Annotated in this window: 20 protein-coding genes; 7 read left to right on the top strand and 13 right to left on the bottom strand. The window is 57.2% G+C overall.

Annotated features, from left to right (window positions below; genetic code table 11):
- Positions 1–37: 37 nt before the first annotated feature.
- Entirely contained in the window at positions 38–736 is a 699-nt protein-coding gene (locus tag ACR0DS_RS09160) for a glutathione S-transferase family protein (protein WP_480483025.1), read from the bottom strand.
- A 142-nt stretch (positions 737–878) separates the two neighbouring features.
- Between ACR0DS_RS09160 and mscL the strand changes: the two genes are divergently transcribed.
- A complete protein-coding gene (mscL, locus tag ACR0DS_RS09155; RefSeq protein ID WP_480483027.1) occupies positions 879–1,307 on the top strand; it encodes a large conductance mechanosensitive channel protein MscL in 429 nt (142 codons plus the stop codon).
- Positions 1,308–1,437: 130 nt separating this feature from the next.
- Complete coding sequence (locus ACR0DS_RS09150; RefSeq protein ID WP_480483360.1) at positions 1,438–2,226, top strand: mechanosensitive ion channel family protein; 789 nt, start codon at positions 1,438–1,440, stop codon at positions 2,224–2,226.
- A 161-nt stretch (positions 2,227–2,387) separates the two neighbouring features.
- Here the strand turns inward: ACR0DS_RS09150 and ald are convergent, their stop codons facing one another.
- On the bottom strand, positions 2,388–3,506 hold the full coding sequence (ald, locus tag ACR0DS_RS09145; protein WP_267366958.1) for an alanine dehydrogenase: 1,119 nt from the start codon (positions 3,504–3,506) through the stop codon (positions 2,388–2,390).
- A 135-nt stretch (positions 3,507–3,641) separates the two neighbouring features.
- On the opposite strand from ald, the gene ACR0DS_RS09140 reads away from it, so the two are divergent.
- Positions 3,642–4,100 carry an Lrp/AsnC family transcriptional regulator gene (locus ACR0DS_RS09140; protein WP_209506641.1) on the top strand — a complete coding sequence of 153 codons (459 nt, stop codon included), beginning with the start codon at positions 3,642–3,644 and terminating at the stop codon, positions 4,098–4,100.
- Between the two features lie 3 nt (positions 4,101–4,103).
- Here the strand turns inward: ACR0DS_RS09140 and ACR0DS_RS09135 are convergent, their stop codons facing one another.
- A complete protein-coding gene (locus ACR0DS_RS09135) occupies positions 4,104–4,943 on the bottom strand; it encodes a CPBP family intramembrane glutamic endopeptidase (RefSeq protein ID WP_480558736.1) in 840 nt (279 codons plus the stop codon).
- Positions 4,944–5,195: 252 nt separating this feature from the next.
- On the opposite strand from ACR0DS_RS09135, the gene ppk2 reads away from it, so the two are divergent.
- Entirely contained in the window at positions 5,196–6,134 is a 939-nt protein-coding gene (gene ppk2 / locus ACR0DS_RS09130; RefSeq protein ID WP_267365547.1) for a polyphosphate kinase 2, read from the top strand.
- Between the two features lie 48 nt (positions 6,135–6,182).
- On the opposite strand, the gene ACR0DS_RS09125 is transcribed toward ppk2, so the two are convergent.
- Both ACR0DS_RS09125 and rpsU read right to left on the bottom strand, forming a co-directional pair.
- On the bottom strand, positions 6,183–7,310 hold the full coding sequence (locus ACR0DS_RS09125) for a CAP domain-containing protein (protein ID WP_480483031.1): 1,128 nt from the start codon (positions 7,308–7,310) through the stop codon (positions 6,183–6,185).
- A 297-nt stretch (positions 7,311–7,607) separates the two neighbouring features.
- Positions 7,608–7,814, bottom strand: a complete 207-nt coding sequence (gene rpsU / locus ACR0DS_RS09120) for a 30S ribosomal protein S21 (RefSeq protein ID WP_005614280.1) — start codon at positions 7,812–7,814, stop codon at positions 7,608–7,610.
- A 111-nt stretch (positions 7,815–7,925) separates the two neighbouring features.
- Here rpsU and ACR0DS_RS09115 point away from each other — a divergent pair, with 111 nt between their 5' ends.
- Positions 7,926–8,618, top strand: a complete 693-nt coding sequence (locus tag ACR0DS_RS09115) for a COQ9 family protein (protein WP_480558738.1) — start codon at positions 7,926–7,928, stop codon at positions 8,616–8,618.
- A gap of 61 nt (positions 8,619–8,679) precedes the next feature.
- On the top strand, positions 8,680–9,666 hold the full coding sequence (locus ACR0DS_RS09110; RefSeq protein WP_480539034.1) for an NAD(P)H-quinone oxidoreductase: 987 nt from the start codon (positions 8,680–8,682) through the stop codon (positions 9,664–9,666).
- A 30-nt stretch (positions 9,667–9,696) separates the two neighbouring features.
- Here the strand turns inward: ACR0DS_RS09110 and ACR0DS_RS09105 are convergent, their stop codons facing one another.
- Positions 9,697–10,554 carry a DUF2189 domain-containing protein gene (locus tag ACR0DS_RS09105; RefSeq protein ID WP_480539032.1) on the bottom strand — a complete coding sequence of 286 codons (858 nt, stop codon included), beginning with the start codon at positions 10,552–10,554 and terminating at the stop codon, positions 9,697–9,699.
- A 193-nt stretch (positions 10,555–10,747) separates the two neighbouring features.
- Between ACR0DS_RS09105 and ACR0DS_RS09100 the strand changes: the two genes are divergently transcribed.
- A complete protein-coding gene (locus ACR0DS_RS09100) occupies positions 10,748–11,731 on the top strand; it encodes a quinone oxidoreductase family protein (protein ID WP_209506634.1) in 984 nt (327 codons plus the stop codon).
- Between the two features lie 128 nt (positions 11,732–11,859).
- Here the strand turns inward: ACR0DS_RS09100 and ACR0DS_RS09095 are convergent, their stop codons facing one another.
- The 7 genes from ACR0DS_RS09095 to ACR0DS_RS09065 all read right to left on the bottom strand — a co-directional run bounded on the left by ACR0DS_RS09095 (position 11,860) and on the right by ACR0DS_RS09065 (position 16,498).
- Positions 11,860–12,336: a YHS domain-containing (seleno)protein gene (locus ACR0DS_RS09095; protein WP_480545866.1), complete on the bottom strand. Its 477-nt coding sequence runs from the start codon at positions 12,334–12,336 to the stop codon at positions 11,860–11,862.
- Positions 12,337–12,528: 192 nt separating this feature from the next.
- Positions 12,529–12,798, bottom strand: a complete 270-nt coding sequence (locus tag ACR0DS_RS09090) for a hypothetical protein (protein ID WP_480545867.1) — start codon at positions 12,796–12,798, stop codon at positions 12,529–12,531.
- Positions 12,795–13,400: a glycerol-3-phosphate 1-O-acyltransferase PlsY gene (plsY, locus tag ACR0DS_RS09085; protein WP_209506631.1), complete on the bottom strand. Its 606-nt coding sequence runs from the start codon at positions 13,398–13,400 to the stop codon at positions 12,795–12,797. The genes ACR0DS_RS09090 and plsY overlap by 4 nt, the downstream gene beginning before the upstream one ends.
- Positions 13,400–14,680 carry a dihydroorotase gene (gene pyrC, locus ACR0DS_RS09080; RefSeq protein ID WP_480558740.1) on the bottom strand — a complete coding sequence of 427 codons (1,281 nt, stop codon included), beginning with the start codon at positions 14,678–14,680 and terminating at the stop codon, positions 13,400–13,402. Before pyrC ends, plsY begins: the two co-directional genes overlap by 1 nt.
- On the bottom strand, positions 14,677–15,063 hold the full coding sequence (locus tag ACR0DS_RS09075; protein ID WP_480474974.1) for a hypothetical protein: 387 nt from the start codon (positions 15,061–15,063) through the stop codon (positions 14,677–14,679). Before ACR0DS_RS09075 ends, pyrC begins: the two co-directional genes overlap by 4 nt.
- Positions 15,048–15,566, bottom strand: a complete 519-nt coding sequence (locus ACR0DS_RS09070) for a hypothetical protein (RefSeq protein WP_480558742.1) — start codon at positions 15,564–15,566, stop codon at positions 15,048–15,050. Before ACR0DS_RS09070 ends, ACR0DS_RS09075 begins: the two co-directional genes overlap by 16 nt.
- Entirely contained in the window at positions 15,563–16,498 is a 936-nt protein-coding gene (locus ACR0DS_RS09065) for an aspartate carbamoyltransferase catalytic subunit (RefSeq protein ID WP_267366053.1), read from the bottom strand. Before ACR0DS_RS09065 ends, ACR0DS_RS09070 begins: the two co-directional genes overlap by 4 nt.
- Between the last annotated feature and the right edge of the window lie 487 nt (positions 16,499–16,985).

Genomic DNA, 16,985 nt, shown 5'->3' with positions numbered 1-16,985 from the left:
GGGCGCCGGTTTGGCGCCCCGTTTCTTTCAACTGTTATCAGTCTCGTGCCGGTATGGCTTTGCCGCGCTGAACCGCTGGGCGTTGGAAGAAACGATCAACATAAGCGACGACATTGGAATAGCCGTCCCAATCAACGACATCCTTCGCGCCATAGAAATCCAGTGCATTCAGCCACGGGGCAAGCGCGATATCCGCGATGGAATATTCGCCCGCGATCCAGTCTTGTCCTTCCAGTTGCGTATTCACCACGTTCAGCAGGCGCTTGGCTTCGTTGATGTAACGCTCGCGCGGGCGCGGATCTTCTATCGCGCTGCCAGCGAATTTGTAGAAAAACCCGAGCTGGCCAAACATTGGCCCGATGCCGCCCATCTGAAACATCAGCCATTGGGTGATCCGGTGCTTGTCTGCTGCGGTTTGGCCAAGGAACTTGCCCGTTTTCTCGGCCAGATACAGCAGGATTGCACCGCTTTCGAACAGGGCCAGCGGTGCACCGTCGGGTCCGTTGGGGTCGATTATCGCCGGGATCTTGTTGTTCGGGTTCAGCGACAGGAACTCGGGACTTTTGACATCCGAGTCTGCCAGGGTCACCAGATGCGCCTCATAGGGCAGGCCGGTTTCCTCAAGCATGATCGAGGCTTTGACGCCGTTTGGCGTTGGATAGGAGTAGAGTTGAAGGACCTTGGGATCTTTTGCAGGCCATCTGTCGGTTACGAAAAAAGGCGCAAGTTGAGACATGGTAACTCCTGAGAAATGCCATTTGGGGAAAAATAGGGTGGCTTTCCCCTAAAAAACATACCCTTATTCATGCGTTTAACGCACAATTCCTATGCGCTCATGCGTGAACAGAAGCGTGGTCTTAGAAAACAAGAGGGATGCTATGCTGGAAGAATTCAAGACATTCATTGCCAAGGGCAATGTCATGGACATGGCGGTTGGTATCATTATCGGTGCCGCGTTTACCGCAATTGTTACCTCGTTGGTGGGCGATCTGATCAATCCGCTTATTGGATTGTTCACAGGGGGTATCGACTTTACGAACAATTACGCCGTTCTTGCAGGCGACGTGGCCGAAGGTGCCAGCCTTGAAGCGGCACGTGAAGCAGGCGCATCCGTCTTTGCCTATGGTGCCTTTATTATGGCGATCATCAATTTCCTGATCATCGCCTGGGTCGTCTTCATGTTGGTAAAAATGGTGAACAAGGTCAAAGACGCTGCCGAAGCAGAGGAAGAAGCGGTTGAAGAGGCACCCGCAGGTCCCAGCGAACTGGACATCCTGATGGAAATCCGGGACGCTTTGAAGAAGTAGATCTGTCGTTTCGTTGCGACATCGGGCTCCGCACCAATCGCGGAGCCTGTTTTATTAGAATTGACGAACAGAAAACACGAGGAAATTCGAGATGGAACAAACCGCCGACTTGGCTGAGCAGGCGATTGGTATGGCCAATCAATACTTGCCCATTGCCTTGAATGCAGCGAAGGCTCTGATCGTTCTTGTTCTGGGTTGGATCGCCGCCCGAATGATCGCGGGTGTTGTACGCCGCCGGATCAACAGAACGCCGCAGATCGACCCGACACTCGGAAATTTTGCCGCCAGTGTGATCAAGTGGGCAATTCTGGCCATAGTTCTGGTCGCAGTTCTGGGGATCTTCGGGATAGAAGCCACCAGTATCGTCGCCATTCTGGGCGCTGCGTCACTGGCTGTTGGGTTGGCACTTCAGGGTACACTGAGTGATCTTGCGGCCGGTGTGATGTTGGTGGTTTTCCGACCCTACAAGCTTGGACAGTATGTGGATATCGGTGGCACGGCAGGAACCGTTATGGATCTGAGCCTGTTCACGACCGAGCTTGTGACTCCCGACAACGTGCAGATCATTGTTCCAAACGGTCAGGCATGGGGGTCGATCATAACCAATTATTCAGCCCACGACACACGTCGTGTCGATCTGGTGTTTGGAATTGATTACGGGGACAGCGCAGATACCGCCATGCAGATCATTCTGGATGTGGCCAAGGCCGACCAGCGCATTCACAGCGATCCTGAACCCTGGGTGCGGGTCACGAATCTGGGCGACAGCTCAGTCGATCTGACTGCGCGGCTATGGTGTGCAGCAGCCGATTACTGGGACGTCAAGTTCGAGCTTACGAAGGCGGTGAAAGAGGCGTTTGACGCCAAAGGTGTTTCGATTCCGTATCCGCATTCGGTCGAAATTCAGAAACAGGGGTGACAGCTGGCGCCCATTGTTTGGGCGAGCATTCATCCTTTCCGCGCATTGAGAAGGGCACCGCGCAGAAACGCGGTGCCCTTTTTTGTGAAAGTCGTCGGTTCGATACCGACCGCGCCACCCTGAAAATTACCATCAACAGGCAACTTCAGGAGTGGAGGCGCTTACGATTTGACCACCACGTTTGGCGAAACGACGTCGATGCCAAGGGCCTTGCCAACGGCATAGTAGGTCAGTTTACCAGCATGAACGTTCAGACCTTCCAGCAGGTGCGGATCGTCCTGACATGCCTGTTTCCATCCCTTGTCGGCCAGCGACAGCATGAACGGCATCGTGGCATTGCCCAGTGCTATGGTCGAGGTGCGCGCAACAGCGCCCGGCATGTTGGCAACGCAGTAATGCATAATGCCATCGACATCGTAGATCGGATCGGCATGGGTGGTGGCTTTTGACGTTTCAAAGCACCCGCCTTGGTCGATGGCGACATCCACCAGTACTGCGCCGGGTTTCATCGTCGACAGTTGAGCGCGCGACACCAGTTTCGGTGCGGCTGCGCCGGGGATCAGAACAGCACCGATGACCATATCGGCGTCCTGGATCAGTTCAGCGGTCGCGCCTGCTGTCGAATACTGGTTCTTGAAAGTTCCGCCAAAGACATCGTCCAGATAGCGAAGGCGCGGCAGCGACCGATCCAGAACGGTGACATCAGCCCCCATTCCGGCGGCAATCTTGGCCGCGTGTGTCCCGACGACACCGCCGCCAATCACAACAACTTTGGCCGGGCCGACGCCGGGAACGCCACCCATCAGAACCCCACGGCCGCCATTGGCCTTCTGCAGGGTCCAGGATCCGACCTGAGGGGCCAGACGACCGGCGACCTCGGACATAGGTGCCAGCAGCGGCAGGCCGCCGTTGGCATCCGTTACGGTTTCGTAGGCAATTGCGGTACAACCCGATTCCAGCAGGTCATGTGTCTGATCCGGATCCGGAGCCAGGTGCAGATAGGTGAACAGCAGCTGGTCTTCACGCAGCATCTTGCGTTCCACGGCCTGCGGTTCCTTGACCTTGACGATCATGTCGGCGGTGGCAAACACCTCTTCCGCGGTGTCGATAATTTGCGCGCCTGCGGCGACATAGGCGTCATTGTCGAAGCCTGCGCCGATGCCCGCGCCGGACTCGATCAGGACTTGGTGTCCGCGAGCGACCGCTTCCTGAGCAGCATTGGGCGTCATCCCGACGCGGAATTCCTGAGGTTTGATTTCCTTGGGGCAACCGATTTTCATTGGGCTCTCCGTTCATAAGCTGCTTAAATTATGTGCATTTCGTGGCGCAATTTCTGTGAAAGAAAACGTGTCGGTAGACTTTTCTTTGGAAGAATTTCCCGTACTATTCAAAAAACTCGCAAAGGAATTGCAGGAATGAGCCTGGACACGACTGATCGAAAGATTCTGGCCGCACTTCAGAAGAATGGCAGGATGTCGAATTCGGAACTGTCTGAACAGGTCAACCTGTCTCCATCTGCGTGCCACCGCCGCGTTCAACGATTGGAGGTTGACGGCTATATCCGCAACTATGTGGCTCTGCTGGATGCGCGGAAAATGAACGTGCCTACCACCGTCTTTGTCGAGATCACGCTACAAGGCCAGGCCGAAGAGGTTCTGGATGTGTTCGAAAAGGCGGTGGCCCGAATACCAGATGTGCTGGAGTGCCATCTGATGGCCGGAACCGCAGACTACATTCTGAAGGTCGTGGCGGAAAACACAGAAGATTTCGCGCGTATCCACCGGCAATACTTGTCGCGCTTGCCTGGGGTGGCACAGATGCAAAGTTCATTTGCGCTGCGTACCGTGTTCAAGACCACGGCCTTGCCGGTCTGACCGTCATAACGGGCCGGGATAGGTGAACAGCAGCAGGTGGGTCAGATTGAACCCGAAATGCATCGCAACAGGCACCCAAAGCCGACCGGTTGCAAAATATCCCAACCCGCACCCCAGCCCGAGAAGGGATGCGAATACCACAAGCGCGGGTCCTCCGCCGATATGCGCCAATCCAAAGAGCAGGCTGGCAGCGACCAGACCGCCTGTTGCCCCAAGGCGCAAGGTAATGGCCGACTGCAAGAAGCCGCGAAAGAACGCCTCTTCCGTAAGACAAGTCAGAAACAGGTTGGACAGGCAAAATACCAGCCACCAATAAGGGGCTGAGAGGTCCATGCGCACGGCGCCCAGCGATAGACCCAGCAGAAACAGGCCGGGCAGAATCAGAAAACCCGCTAGCAAAGGTTTTATTCTGGTCTTGATTGGGCTGTTCAGCATTCCGGGCCAAGCCAGAAGAACGGCAAAGAAGACCATGGGTTTGTCCAGATTCAGGTGCAGTGTGAAACTTGTGCTCGAGGCACTTGCCTGCACCTGATCCAGCAGTTTCAAATTGTTGAATCCTGGCAACAGATGTGCCCCCAATGCCAGGCACCACAGGATCAACAGCGTATGCCCCGCAATAGCCAGCAGACCTGTATGGCGTGGGAGGAAGAAGGCCACGATCAGACCAAGCGCCACCGCCACGATTGCTGTCGGTGACATCAGTCCGGTAACCGAGGCGACACTGACGAACAGAATCAGCAGGGCATACGCAAGTCCGGATCGTCGCCCCATCGCCGCGACTTGCGCTGTGATCAAGATCAGCCAGGGCCAGGTGACCGGCAATGTCGAAAAGAAAAACGTCACGGCGTTCTCGTCTGAATTGTGGACTCAGTCATGCTGCACAAAAACAAGGCAATGCAAGCAACTAGAAAGCGCGCGACTGATGCCTTGTGTCAATTCTTGTGCTTGTATCCTTTGGGCCAGACGTACACATTCGGGTAAAAGACCATATACCCGTCCAGACCCTGATTTCCGATTGAGACTGCTGCAACGGATCGGCTTCAATTTATCTGATGACATCAGGCGGTTACACAGGCCCGATATGGTTCGAACCCGATGACTGAGAAGGAGCTGATCTTGGCTTACGAAAACGATGGGGGCACCAAGAACTGGCTTGAGGCCGAGTTGGAAGACACGCTGGACGAAGATTTCGAGATCGAGTTCAGCGAGCCTATGCTGTCGATGGAAGTCCGCAAAATCTATCGGGACCAGCACCCCGAAATGCTGGATCGCAAGGTCTATTTCCGAAACCTGCTGCGATTGCAGGCCGAGTTGATCAAGGTGCAGGATTGGGTGCAGCACACTGGTGCCAAGGTTTGTATCCTGTTTGAAGGCCGTGACAGTGCGGGCAAGGGGGGCGTGATCAAACGGATCACGCAGCGTCTGAACCCCCGTGTCGCCCGTGTGGTTGCTCTGCCAGCGCCCAGTCGCCGCGAGCAGAGCCAATGGTACTTTCAACGCTACGTGCCGCATCTGCCTGCCGCGGGTGAAATCGTGTTGTTCGACCGCTCGTGGTACAACCGGGCAGGGGTTGAACGGGTGATGGGCTTTGCGTCCGAGGATCAGGTCGAACAGTTCTTTCAGGACGTTCCCGAATTTGAACGGATGCTGGTCCGGTCAGGGATCATTCTGCTGAAATACTGGTTTTCGATCACGGATGAAGAGCAGCAACTGCGGTTCCTCATGCGTATTCACGACCCGATGAAACAGTGGAAACTGTCACCGATGGATCTTGAATCCCGTATTCGCTGGGAGGCGTATACGAAGGCCAAGGAAGACATGTTGTTCCGAACCAACATACCCGAAGCGCCGTGGTATATCGTTGAGGGCAATGACAAGAAACGCGAACGTCTGAATTGTATTGAGCATCTGTTGACCAGAATCCCCTACGAAGACGTGCCACAGGAAAAGGTCAATTTGCCGGACCGTCGGTACAATCCTGAATACGAGCGGCGGGTTTTGCCAGACGAGCTTTACGTCCCAAAGATTTACTGAGTAACGCATGCGAGGCCGGCAGGGCCGACCTCGCACAATTTCAAGTGATCAGGCTGCATCCATCATGCAGTCATGGGTGAAGATATTGATCATGAAGACATCGCAGCCATCGTCTTCGGCTGTTTCGGTGTCGACAGGCTCAATCTCGGTCTCCGGGGTGGTATCTAGGGTCGGCATGATATCGACGTCGTCGACATCTGCCACATCAGTGCCGTCATTCATGTCGTCGGCCCAATCAAACTCGTCTAACTGCGCTTGCAGGTTTTCAAGGAAGCTGGCGATTTCATCCAGAAAGGCCTGAATGTCAAAGCAGAAGGCTTCCGGCTCACCGCCATCCACGACTTCGGTATCGGGTGTTTCAGGTTGCGGTTCCCCGGTTTCGGTTACGTCAGTATCGGGCGCTTCAGGTTCCGGTTCTTCAGCTTCGGTTACGTCAGTGTCCGGTGTTTCGGGTGTTGGTTCCTCGGTACCGGGGGTTTCAGGTTCCGGTTCTTCGGTCTCAGTGACGTCGGTATCAGGCGTTTCGGGGTCCGGTTCTTCCGTCTCTGTGACGTCGGTGTCCGGTGTCTCGGGTGTCGGCTCCTCGGTTTCGGGGGTCTCAGTCCCAGGCTCCTCGGTCTCGGTGACGTCAGTATCTGGGGTTTCGGTTTCCGGTTCCTCGGGCTCTGCAACTTCATCCGGTGTTGTCGGGGGAACGGGCGGCGCGTTTGTATTGCCGTTGTCCAGCATGACAGCCGCGTCGGTTGCGGCAAAGTTTTGCGTAACCATCACCGCATCGAAGCCCTGCATGTCACCGGCTTCGATCCCGATCCCGATATATTTGAAATCCGGGTTTAGGATATTGGCGCGGTGACCCGGACTGTTCATCAGGTTTTGATGCAACTGGGCGACATCGTCGCTGATACCCGGCGCGCCGCGTTCGGACTGCCATGCGATGTTTTCCCCGGTGCGCCAGCTTCCTTCAAGATCGAACCCCGCGTTTTGCATCCGCTGGGTTGCGCTGGAACCGCCTGAACCGGTGTGGCTGAAGGTGTCTGTATTCAGCATCCAGGTGCTGTGATCTTCGGACGAGTCGTTCAGCTGCGTTTCAAGTTGCAGCGGGTTGAGACCGCGGGACGTGCGCTCCTGGTTTATCAGCGCCAGCATCTCGCGTTCGTTTGTACTTGCAGTCGACATATTTGCCTCCGTTTGTGTTTGTGTCCTTGCGGACGGGCTCACTTAGAGGCGGGGACGTCGCGGGTGATAGAGGGCGGCGCAATTCAGGCGAGTTTTGGCGGCCCGATGCTACCGAGACGAGATTCGCTGCGCTGCAAAGCGCCGGGCAAAACACTGCCTGTACGGAAATGGCAGCTTGCCGCACAACCTGAACCACGAGTCGGCGGATTGTATCCGAGCCCTGAAACGACAAACCCCCGGGCCATGCCTCGGGGGTCGTCAAATAGTGTCATCCAAAGCTGGACGAAATCAAAGATCTCAGAGCAGACCTTCGCGCTGGGCTTTCTTGCGCGCCAGTTTACGGGCACGGCGAATCGCTTCAGCTTTCTCGCGCGCTTTCTTCTCGGACGGTTTCTCGAAATGTTGCTTGAGCTTCATTTCACGGAACACGCCTTCGCGCTGCAGCTTTTTCTTCAGGGCACGAAGCGCCTGATCGACGTTATTGTCGCGAACACTAACCTGCATGTGGTTGTCACCACCTTTCTAGATAGAGTTGCAAGGAAATTGCAGGAGTTGGCCGTATAGCAAAGCCGCCCTAACTTGTCTAGTACTGGACCTGACAACCGGAGAACCGTCATGACCACAACATATGAAGATGCAAAACGGCAGCTTTTGGACGCGATGCTGAATCATGTTCCTTTCGACGGCTGGTCGGAAACCAGCTTTCGCGCCTCGGTTTCCGATTGTGGTCTGGATGACGGTTTGGCACGTGCAATTTGCCCGCGCGGGGCGGTTGATCTGGCACTGGCCTTTCATGCGCGCGGCGATCAGGTGATGCTGGACCGCCTCAGGTCCGAGGACATGAGCGGTCTAAAATTCCGCGATAAGATTGCCGCTGCGGTCCGGTTCCGGTTGCAGGCTGTTGAAGACAAAGAGCTGGTGCGCCGGGGCATGACGCTGTTTTCCCTGCCAGCGTATGCGACCGATGGGGCCAAGGCCTTATGGCAGACCTGTGACCTGATCTGGGACGCACTGGGCGATACGTCGGAAGATGTGAACTGGTATACCAAACGGGCAACCTTGTCGGGGGTCTATTCCTCGACCTTGCTGTTCTGGCTGGGTGATGACAGCCCTGACCATCAGCGCACGTGGGAGTTTCTGGATCGCCGGATCGCAAATGTCATGGAGTTCGAAAAGCTCAAGGCTCAGGTGCGTGACAACCCGGTGTTGAAACCCTTTCTTGCAGTTCCGAACTGGCTGGCAGGTCAGGTGAGGGCACCGGCCAAGATGCGGGGTGATCTGCCTGGCATGTTGAACCCCCGAAAGTAACGCGTCTTGGTGCTGGGCCTTGCCTCTGATGCCTGTTAGGCATTGGGCAAAGGAGGTGCCTATGACCCAGATGATGCGTGCTGTTGAGATCACTCAACCGGGTGGTCCCGATGTTTTGCAGCTGACCGAACGCCATATCCCTAAGCCGGGGGCCGGACAGGTTGTATTGAAAGTGGCCTATGCCGGGGTGAACCGCCCCGACGCTTTGCAACGCGCGGGCGCTTACGATCCTCCGCCGGGTGCCAGCGACCTGCCGGGGCTTGAGGCTTCGGGCGAAGTGGTTTCAGTTGGTGCGGGGGTTGAAGGACTGTCTGTCGGCGATCGGGTCTGCGCACTGCTGCCGGGCGGAGGATATGCGGAATACGTTTCGACCCCAGCGGCCCATTGTTTGCCAGTGCCTGCAGGTATGGGAATGAAAGAGGCAGCGTGTCTGCCCGAGACATTCTTTACAGTCTGGTCCAACGTGTTCATGCGTGGCGGGTTGAAGGCAGGTGAACGCTTTTTGGTTCACGGTGGGTCCAGTGGGATTGGTACGACGGCAATCCAACTGGCCAATGCCTTTGGCGCGCGCGTTTTTGCCACGGCTGGGTCGGATGAGAAATGTGAGGCTTGCGTCAAGCTGGGCGCGGAAAAGGCGATCAACTATCGAAACGAGGATTTCGTAGCAGCCATGCGCGCCGAAGGTGGGGCAAACCTGATCCTTGATATGGTTGGCGGTGGTTACATTCCGCGCAACGTTAAAGCTCTGGCCGAGGATGGGCGGCTGGTGCAAATCGCGTTTCTGCAAGGGCCTGTGGTCGAGCTGAACTTTGCCCTGATGATGGTCAAGCGTCTGACCCTGACCGGCAGCACCCTGCGCCCGCAAAGCGATCTGGCCAAGGCGCAAATCGCGCAGGACCTGCGCGAAGCTGTCTGGCCTCTGTTGGATGCCGGAAAAGTTGCGCCCGTGATGGACAGCGAGTTTGATCTGACCGAGGCAGCCGCCGCCCATGCGCGCATGGAAAGCTCGGGCCATATTGGGAAGATTGTTCTGAAGATCGCGGGTTGAGTTTTGAATGCGCGGGCGTGTCCCGCGCGTTCACGCAACGGCGCGGCGATACAGATGCCACGTGGCATGACCCAGAACGGGCATCACCACGATAAGCCCCAACAGCAATGGCAAAGCCCCCAGGAATAAAAGCACTGCCACGATGAGTCCCCATGTCAGAATGACTCCGGGGTTGTGACGCAGCACCCTAAATGATGTCACAACAGCAACCGGCAGGCCCACTTTGCGGTCCAGCAGTAAGGGAAAACTGACCACGCTGATCGCCAGAGCGCAAAGGGCGAAAACAAACCCAACCGCAGTTCCGACAATGACCATCGTCCAGCCCGCAGAGGTCGTGAACACCTGTGTGGCAAATGCGCTGAGCGACGCAGGAACCTCGGGGCCCATCGTGTAGGTGTGAATGCTTTGCGCCACCATTAGCCAAAGCAGCAGCAGCATTACTAGGTAAAACCCCAAAACCAGAATTGCTCCGAACGACGGCGATCGAAGCACACCAAATGCGTCCAGCCAGTGAACCTCGCTGCCCTGTTCACGTTTACGGCTGATCTCATAGAGGCCCACGGCCGCAACAGGTCCGATCAGCGCGAAGCCAGCGACCAGAGGGGCCAGAAGCGGAACCAGATTGGCGTTCAGGGCAAAGCCGAACATCAAAAGCCCGGCGATCGGATAAACCAGGACAATGAATACGACATCCGCTCGGGTTTCGAGAAAATCCTGATACCCCGCCCTCAGGCAGGCCCGTAGGTCTTGCAGGGTCAAGGTCTGCACCATTGGTACTTGCGTTGGATCTGCACTGCCAAGTTGCGAGACGCTTTCGGTGACGTGGTCACTTGTGGCGCCCAGTGCCTGGGCTGCCCAGCTGATCGGATTTCCGATTGTCTTAGCCATTTCTTCACCCTTCCCTGGCGAGACTTGCGCCGCGGAACGGATCCGGCATTCAGTTGCCCGTGGCCGGTCCAACCGGCAACGCCATACCTCAGTATAACATAAATTTGCGAAATCTGGATCAATACTCCGGCATCGGACGGATTGCCCTGTGTCACAGTCATGTTAGCTTGATGGCAGGCAAGAGGAGATCAGGATGCAGCAAACAGCGAAAACGGTTGTGATTCATGAATTTGGTGGGCCTGAGGTTCTGCGGATCGAAGACAGGCCAGTGGGCGACCCCGGTCCGGGTGAGATACGTATTCGGCATCAGGCCTGCGGGTTGAACTTCATCGACGTATATCAACGCACCGGCCTGTATCCCCTTGATCTTCCACATGCTTTAGGCATGGAAGCGGCGGGTACCGTTGAAGCGGTTGGGGAAGGGGTAACGCATCTTCAGCCGGGGCAGCGGGCCGCTTACGCCGCAGCCCCGCCCGGTGCATATTGCGAGGCGCGTGTGATGCCCGCTGCGCAGGTTTGCCCGCTGCCGGATGGCATCACATTCGAAGCCGGCGCAGCGATGATGCTGAAAGGTCTGACAGTTGAATACCTGTTTCACCGGACCACACCATTGAAGCGGGGCGATACGGTTCTGTTCCACGCGGCAGCTGGCGGGGTCGGGCTGATCGCATGTCAATGGGCTAAATCAGAAGGCATCACGTTGATCGGAACGGCGGGGAGTGACGAGAAATGCAGCCTTGCCCGGTTTAACGGGGCCGCGCATTGCATCAATTACCGGTCCGAGAATTTCGCAGAACGCGTGGCTGAGATTACAAAGGGTCAGGGTGTAGACGTGGTGATGGACTCGGTCGGGGCGGACACATTCGAAGGATCACTGGATTGCCTGAAACCGCTGGGCATGATGATTTCCTTCGGCAACGCCTCGGGCCCGGTTCCACCGTTCAACCTTGGAGTTCTGGGCCAGAAAGGTTCGCTCAAGATCACCCGGCCCACGTTGTTTACACATATCGCGGACCATGCGGTGTGTCAGGCAATGTCGCGTCGCCTGTTTGGCAAAGTCGAGGGGGGTGAGGTCAAAATCCATGTCGATCAGCGCTTTGCCTTGGATCAGGTTGCTGATGCGCATCGCGCGCTTGAGGCGCGGCAAACGACCGGCAGCACAATTCTGGACCTGTAACGCAGTACCGAAACGCCATTGCCCTTAGAATTGGGATACTTGATGCGCCGGATGGGAAGGACAAGAGGTCTTCAATGACATACGGCGGCGGAAAAACCGCCGCCGCTGTGCCTGAAAAAAATCAGGTTTTACTGCGATTGCAGCTCTGCCGGGGATTTTTCAGCAATCGTTTCCCAGTTTGCGCTCGCGCTTTCGATGAAACCCGGGATGTCGCCTTCCCAGCGCTCCTGAATGTCTTTGGACAGGTTCAGATACAGCTTGTTGTCAACGATCTTCCAGTGGTTCGGGTCGCCGTCGAATTTAAAGCCCATGGCCGCGCCGAAGGCACAATAGCCGCCATATGCAGGCAGGTACGCTTCGGGGTTGGCTTCAAAGGCAGCTTTGTTTTCTTCCGACGAGAAACGGTACAGGGCCTCATCATGCAGCGCAGTGATGCGGTAATCGCCTTTTGTCGCTTCGCCAGCGGTGAAGTACGCCACCGGATCATAACCCTGCATGGCCAGACCGGTCGAGCTTGCGTTGATTTCGACGCCAGCCGCCCATGCGGAAGTTGCCAACGTAACAGACAGTGCCACGCCACTGATCAGAGATTTAAACTTGTTCATTGTTTCACCTTTCGTGAAATGAGCCCGTTCAGCACCGCAATAATTGCCGCCGTAAGGCCCAGATTGTTGTCCTGTGTGGCCCGTAATTGACCGTCACGATAGCGATCTGGGAAGCGGGCTGATCACGTTCAAAACAATGATTTGTGATTGTGCGCAGGTGATAGAGCCACTGTTCTTTTTTGCCGAGCCACCTCAGGCGTCCGGCTTTAAGTTCAGAACAAAAGCGATAACTTTGATTGCGGGCATTTCGCAGGGTCGCAGCAACGCGCCGCTTCCCATGGTCTGATACAGATTCAGGCTGATATAGTCGGTTCCGCCTAGCTCGTGCGCGACCAGCTTGTGGGATTTACCACCCGCCATTAGTTGACGCACAACAACATAGCGCCGGCCGCCGAAGGTTCCGGTGAAACTGCCCAAGGGCAGTGCAAAAAGCGCAGACAGAAACGCGTCTGACGCGGTCACGGTTTTCCGATTCTGGGTTCCGTTCCGGCCTTGATCCGCGCAACGTTCGAACTGTGCCGCCAGTAGACAAGAAGTGTCAGAATTATCCCAAGGATAAATGTAGTCCCGTTTGTCAGCAACAGCACCCAGGTTGTGGAAAGCGCAGCGGCTGCCAGTGCACCAACCGAGGATATCCGCCAGATTGCCGCCGCGACCAGCCAGGTAAGGCAGCAGGCAACACCGACGCGCCAGTCGAGCGCCAGCCAAAGCCCCAGGAAGGTCGCCACGCCCTTGCCGCCCTTGAAGCCCAGCCAAACCGGAAAGCAATGGCCCAGAAACGCCAAAAGTGCAGCAACCTGGGCCGCATCTTCACCCGCATAGGCACGCGCAATCAGAACGGCTGCCGCGCCCTTGCCTGCGTCAAACAGCAGGGTCAGCGCCGCAGCGGTCTTGTTGCCGGTACGCAGGACGTTGGTTGCTCCGATATTGCCGGAACCGATCTCGCGCAGATTTCCCAACCCCATGAACTTGGCCAGCAACAGGCCGAAGGGAATAGAGCCCATCAGATATCCAACCACCGCCCATTGGAGCAGTTCGCTAGTTGAGTTGTCGATTGGGGGCATCAGGGTCTCCGGAACACTTCATTACCTGCTACATAGGTCGAAATGACCTTACCTTGCATCCGCTGGCCGTCAAATGGAGTGTTCTGAGATTTTGATTTTAGTGCAAACCGATCAAGCACAAAAGGCACATCCGGGTCGAACAGAACCAGATCCGCTGGTGCGCCTTGCGACAGGCGACCGGTGTCCAGGCCAAGCCGTTTGGCCGGGTTGAGGGCCATGGCCCGAAACAGCGTCGGCAGATCCAGCTGGCCCGCGTGATACAGGCGCAAGGCCGCGGGCAGAAGCGTTTCCAGTGCGACCGCACCCGAGGCCGCTTCTTCAAACGGCAGGCGTTTGCTTTCTTCGTCCTGAGGAGTGTGCATCGAGCTGATGATATCGATCAGCCCGGTGCGAACGGCTTCGATAACCGCCTGCCTGTCATCTTCTGATCGCAGCGGCGGTTTGACCTTGAAGAAGGTGCGATAGTCGGCAACGTCAAGCTCGTTCAACGTCAGGTGGTGGATCGACGTCCCTGCGGTTATGTCCAGCCCATTGCGCTTGGCGCGCTCCAGTGCAGGCAGCGCCCGGGCAGTGGTGATTTGGTCGGCGTGATAGGCGGCGCCGGTCATCTCCAGCAGGGCAATGTCGCGGTCCAGCCCCATCCGCTCCGCCATCGGTGACACTGTGGGCAGGCCGCGCAGTGCCGCGAACTTGCCACTGGTCGCTGCGGCCCCGGCGCTCAGCACCGGCTCTTGCGGGTGGGCTATCACAAGCGCGCCACAGGATTTCGCATAGGTCAGGGCACGGGAAAACACCTTGGTATTAGTGATGACGTGATCGCAATCGGTGAAGGCGATTGCACCCGCGTCCATCAGAAACCCGATCTCGGTCATCTCACGCCCTTCGCGCCCTTTGGTCAGGGCAGCCATCGGCAGAACATTGACCGGCGCATCGGCCTGCGCCCGGCGTGTCGCGAACTCCAGCGTTTCCGGTGTGTCGACTGCTGGCAGAGTATCTGGTCGGGTGACAATCGTCGTGACACCGCCAGCCGCGGCAGCAAGTCCTGCTGACCGATAGCTTTCCTTATGACGTTCACCGGGTTCACAGACCTTGACGCCAATATCGATGATGCCAGGGGCGAGGCACTTGCCGTTGCAATCTACGATATGCCCCTCCGTACTCGGAGCAATTCCTTCGCCTCGGGCGGTAATCCGGCCATCGTTCACCTGCAACCAGCCAGTTGACTCTGCTCCCGCTTCGGGGTCGATCAGGCGTGCGTTGGTGAAAAGAACGGTATTCATGGAACAGCCCTTTCGATGGCGGCCTTCGTGGCGGCGGGATCGGCCTGATACTTGATCAGGTGTTTGTCTCCGCCCTTGGTAACGACTTGCACGAAACTGCCCATGGTTTTGACCGCCTCTATCTGATTCAGCGCAACTTTTCGCTCGCCGGGACCGGTCAACAAAGTGTCGGTCATCTTCCAGTTTGCGGCCAGTTCTTCCGATGCCAGATACCACGCGCGGATGCCGATAGCGGCGAGGCCAGCAGGTGCTCCGGTCCAGACATAAGGGTTGCCGGTCAACCACAACACAGCCATTGCACCGGCCATGGCAGCGGCCGCAAGCCACGCATTGGTGCGGATATACGCGCCCTTGTCCGGGGCAAAGACTACAGGATCAGCCATAGAATCCCTCCGGTGATCAAAAGTACTACCAATGCCATAACAGCCGAGCCTATGCGGAGCGGTTTGTTGTCAACCGGCGCGGTTTGCGGGGCCGAGAAAGGTCTGGCGCTTTCGGTTTCGATCGTTCCGCCGGTCCAATTGGTTGCCTCTTCCGTGAAAAGGCCCGTCAGGTGCAGCCGGGGATCGGGTTCAAGTGTCATGGTCTGGTCTTTGAACGCTGCGCTGCGCAGGACCATGACCCATCCGCCGATCTGCGCCAGCGCGGCACGGTCCAACTGATCCTCGGACACGCCACACCCTTCGTTCAGATAGCCGTAAAGCCCAAGTTCCTCGAGGTCGGACACCGGAAAGATGTCGATCTGCTCGGGGTCCAGCCCGTCGACGCCAAGCACCTGATCGGCGGCACCCGGTTCGCGCAGGAACTTTGCCTCTTCTGGGCGCATGTCCATCGTGAACAGGCGCAGGACGCCGCGTTCATGGGGGGCGACCTTCAGATTGTTCATGCAACCTCGCGCAGGTTGCGGGCCAGAAGGTCCATGGCGGCCATCCGGACAGCGACCCCCATCTCCACCTGCTCCTGTATAACGGATCGATTGATGTCATCAGCCAGGGTTCCGTCGATCTCAACCCCGCGGTTCATTGGGCCGGGGTGCATGACAATGGCATCGGGTTTGGCCAGCGCCAGTTTTTCCGCATTCAGGCCGTACCGGTGGTAGTACTCGCGTTCTGACGGGATGAAGCCCCCATCCATTCGTTCTTTCTGAAGGCGCAGCATCATGACCACATCGACGTCTTTGAGGCCTTCGTTCATGTCGTCATATACCTCGGCCCCGAACTCGGCGAATTGCGACGGCACGAGTGTGGGCGGGCCGATCAGACGAATGCGGTTTTCCATCTTGCCCAGCAGGATCAGGTTCGAGCGTGCAACACGGGAGTGCGCGACATCGCCGCAAATGGCGATGTTCAGACGGTGCAGGCGACCTTTTGCGCGGCGGATCGTCAGCGCGTCCAGTAGCGCTTGTGTCGGATGTTCATGCCGCCCGTCGCCTGCGTTCAGAACAGCACAGTTGACCTTTTGCGCCAGCAGATCGACCGCGCCTGAATGCGGGTGACGCACCACCAAAAGGTCGGGATGCATCGCGTTCAGGGTCAGCGCAGTGTCGATCAACGTCTCGCCCTTTTTGATCGAACTGGCCTGCATCGCCATGTTCATCACGTCCGCGCCCAGACGCTTGCCAGCCAGTTCGAAGCTTGCCTGCGTTCGGGTTGAGTTTTCAAAGAACATGTTGATCTGGGTCAGCCCCGACAGCACGTCCGAATGTTTGGTCGACTGGCGGTTCATGTCGACATAGGTTTCGGCCAGGTCGAGAATTTCGGTGATATCGGATTGCGACAGATGCTCGATGCCAAGAAGGTGACGATGGGCGAAACGCATGGGCGGGCTCCTGTCTGACAATCGGGCCGCTTATAGAAAGCCACGCGGGGCAAAGCAACCTAGGGATCAGAACCCTCTGGCAGTTTTTCGCAGCCGCCTTCTGGCAGGCATTGTTCACCCGGTTTGCACCATTTGCCGTATCCACAGTCGATGGCTTTGATCGGCACGCAACCCTGATGGGTCGAGCATTTGAATCCCGGACGGCACTGCGAGCCTGTTTCTTCGCACAGGAACCATCCCGGGCGGGAACAACCCCCACCCGGCAAGCAGGACGCGCCGCGCGCGCAAGTGCGGCCATCCTCGCATATTGTGGGGGGGGCTGTACCCGAATCTGGTGTGATCCGTTCACATTCGCCGCGCCCATTGCAAAAACTGTCACCGGGGCAATCCAGACGCGATGTGCATTTGTTCGCGCCTGTGGGTGCACAGCTCGCTCCTCCGGCAACGCAGCGTTCAAACGGACCGCAACTGCGCCCGCCACCGCAAT

The organism is Ruegeria sp. AF5 (genome assembly GCF_056541905.1).
The sequence above is the reverse complement of the archived record's forward strand: the minus strand, read 5'-3'. Positions and strand labels throughout refer to the sequence as shown.

Coding starts and splice junctions, on each gene's coding strand:
- ACR0DS_RS09160 (WP_480483025.1), bottom strand. CDS start 736: ATGTCTCAACTTGCGCCTTTTTTCGTAACCGACAGATGGCCTGCAAAA.
- mscL (WP_480483027.1), top strand. CDS start 879: ATGCTGGAAGAATTCAAGACATTCATTGCCAAGGGCAATGTCATGGAC.
- ACR0DS_RS09150 (WP_480483360.1), top strand. CDS start 1,438: ATGGCCAATCAATACTTGCCCATTGCCTTGAATGCAGCGAAGGCTCTG.
- ald (WP_267366958.1), bottom strand. CDS start 3,506: ATGAAAATCGGTTGCCCCAAGGAAATCAAACCTCAGGAATTCCGCGTC.
- ACR0DS_RS09140 (WP_209506641.1), top strand. CDS start 3,642: ATGAGCCTGGACACGACTGATCGAAAGATTCTGGCCGCACTTCAGAAG.
- ppk2 (WP_267365547.1), top strand. CDS start 5,196: ATGACTGAGAAGGAGCTGATCTTGGCTTACGAAAACGATGGGGGCACC.
- ACR0DS_RS09125 (WP_480483031.1), bottom strand. CDS start 7,310: ATGTCGACTGCAAGTACAAACGAACGCGAGATGCTGGCGCTGATAAAC.
- rpsU (WP_005614280.1), bottom strand. CDS start 7,814: ATGCAGGTTAGTGTTCGCGACAATAACGTCGATCAGGCGCTTCGTGCC.
- ACR0DS_RS09115 (WP_480558738.1), top strand. CDS start 7,926: ATGACCACAACATATGAAGATGCAAAACGGCAGCTTTTGGACGCGATG.
- ACR0DS_RS09110 (WP_480539034.1), top strand. CDS start 8,680: ATGACCCAGATGATGCGTGCTGTTGAGATCACTCAACCGGGTGGTCCC.
- ACR0DS_RS09105 (WP_480539032.1), bottom strand. CDS start 10,554: ATGGCTAAGACAATCGGAAATCCGATCAGCTGGGCAGCCCAGGCACTG.
- ACR0DS_RS09100 (WP_209506634.1), top strand. CDS start 10,748: ATGCAGCAAACAGCGAAAACGGTTGTGATTCATGAATTTGGTGGGCCT.
- ACR0DS_RS09095 (WP_480545866.1), bottom strand. CDS start 12,336: ATGAACAAGTTTAAATCTCTGATCAGTGGCGTGGCACTGTCTGTTACG.
- plsY (WP_209506631.1), bottom strand. CDS start 13,400: ATGCCCCCAATCGACAACTCAACTAGCGAACTGCTCCAATGGGCGGTG.
- pyrC (WP_480558740.1), bottom strand. CDS start 14,680: ATGAATACCGTTCTTTTCACCAACGCACGCCTGATCGACCCCGAAGCG.
- ACR0DS_RS09075 (WP_480474974.1), bottom strand. CDS start 15,063: ATGGCTGATCCTGTAGTCTTTGCCCCGGACAAGGGCGCGTATATCCGC.
- ACR0DS_RS09070 (WP_480558742.1), bottom strand. CDS start 15,566: ATGAACAATCTGAAGGTCGCCCCCCATGAACGCGGCGTCCTGCGCCTG.
- ACR0DS_RS09065 (WP_267366053.1), bottom strand. CDS start 16,498: ATGCGTTTCGCCCATCGTCACCTTCTTGGCATCGAGCATCTGTCGCAA.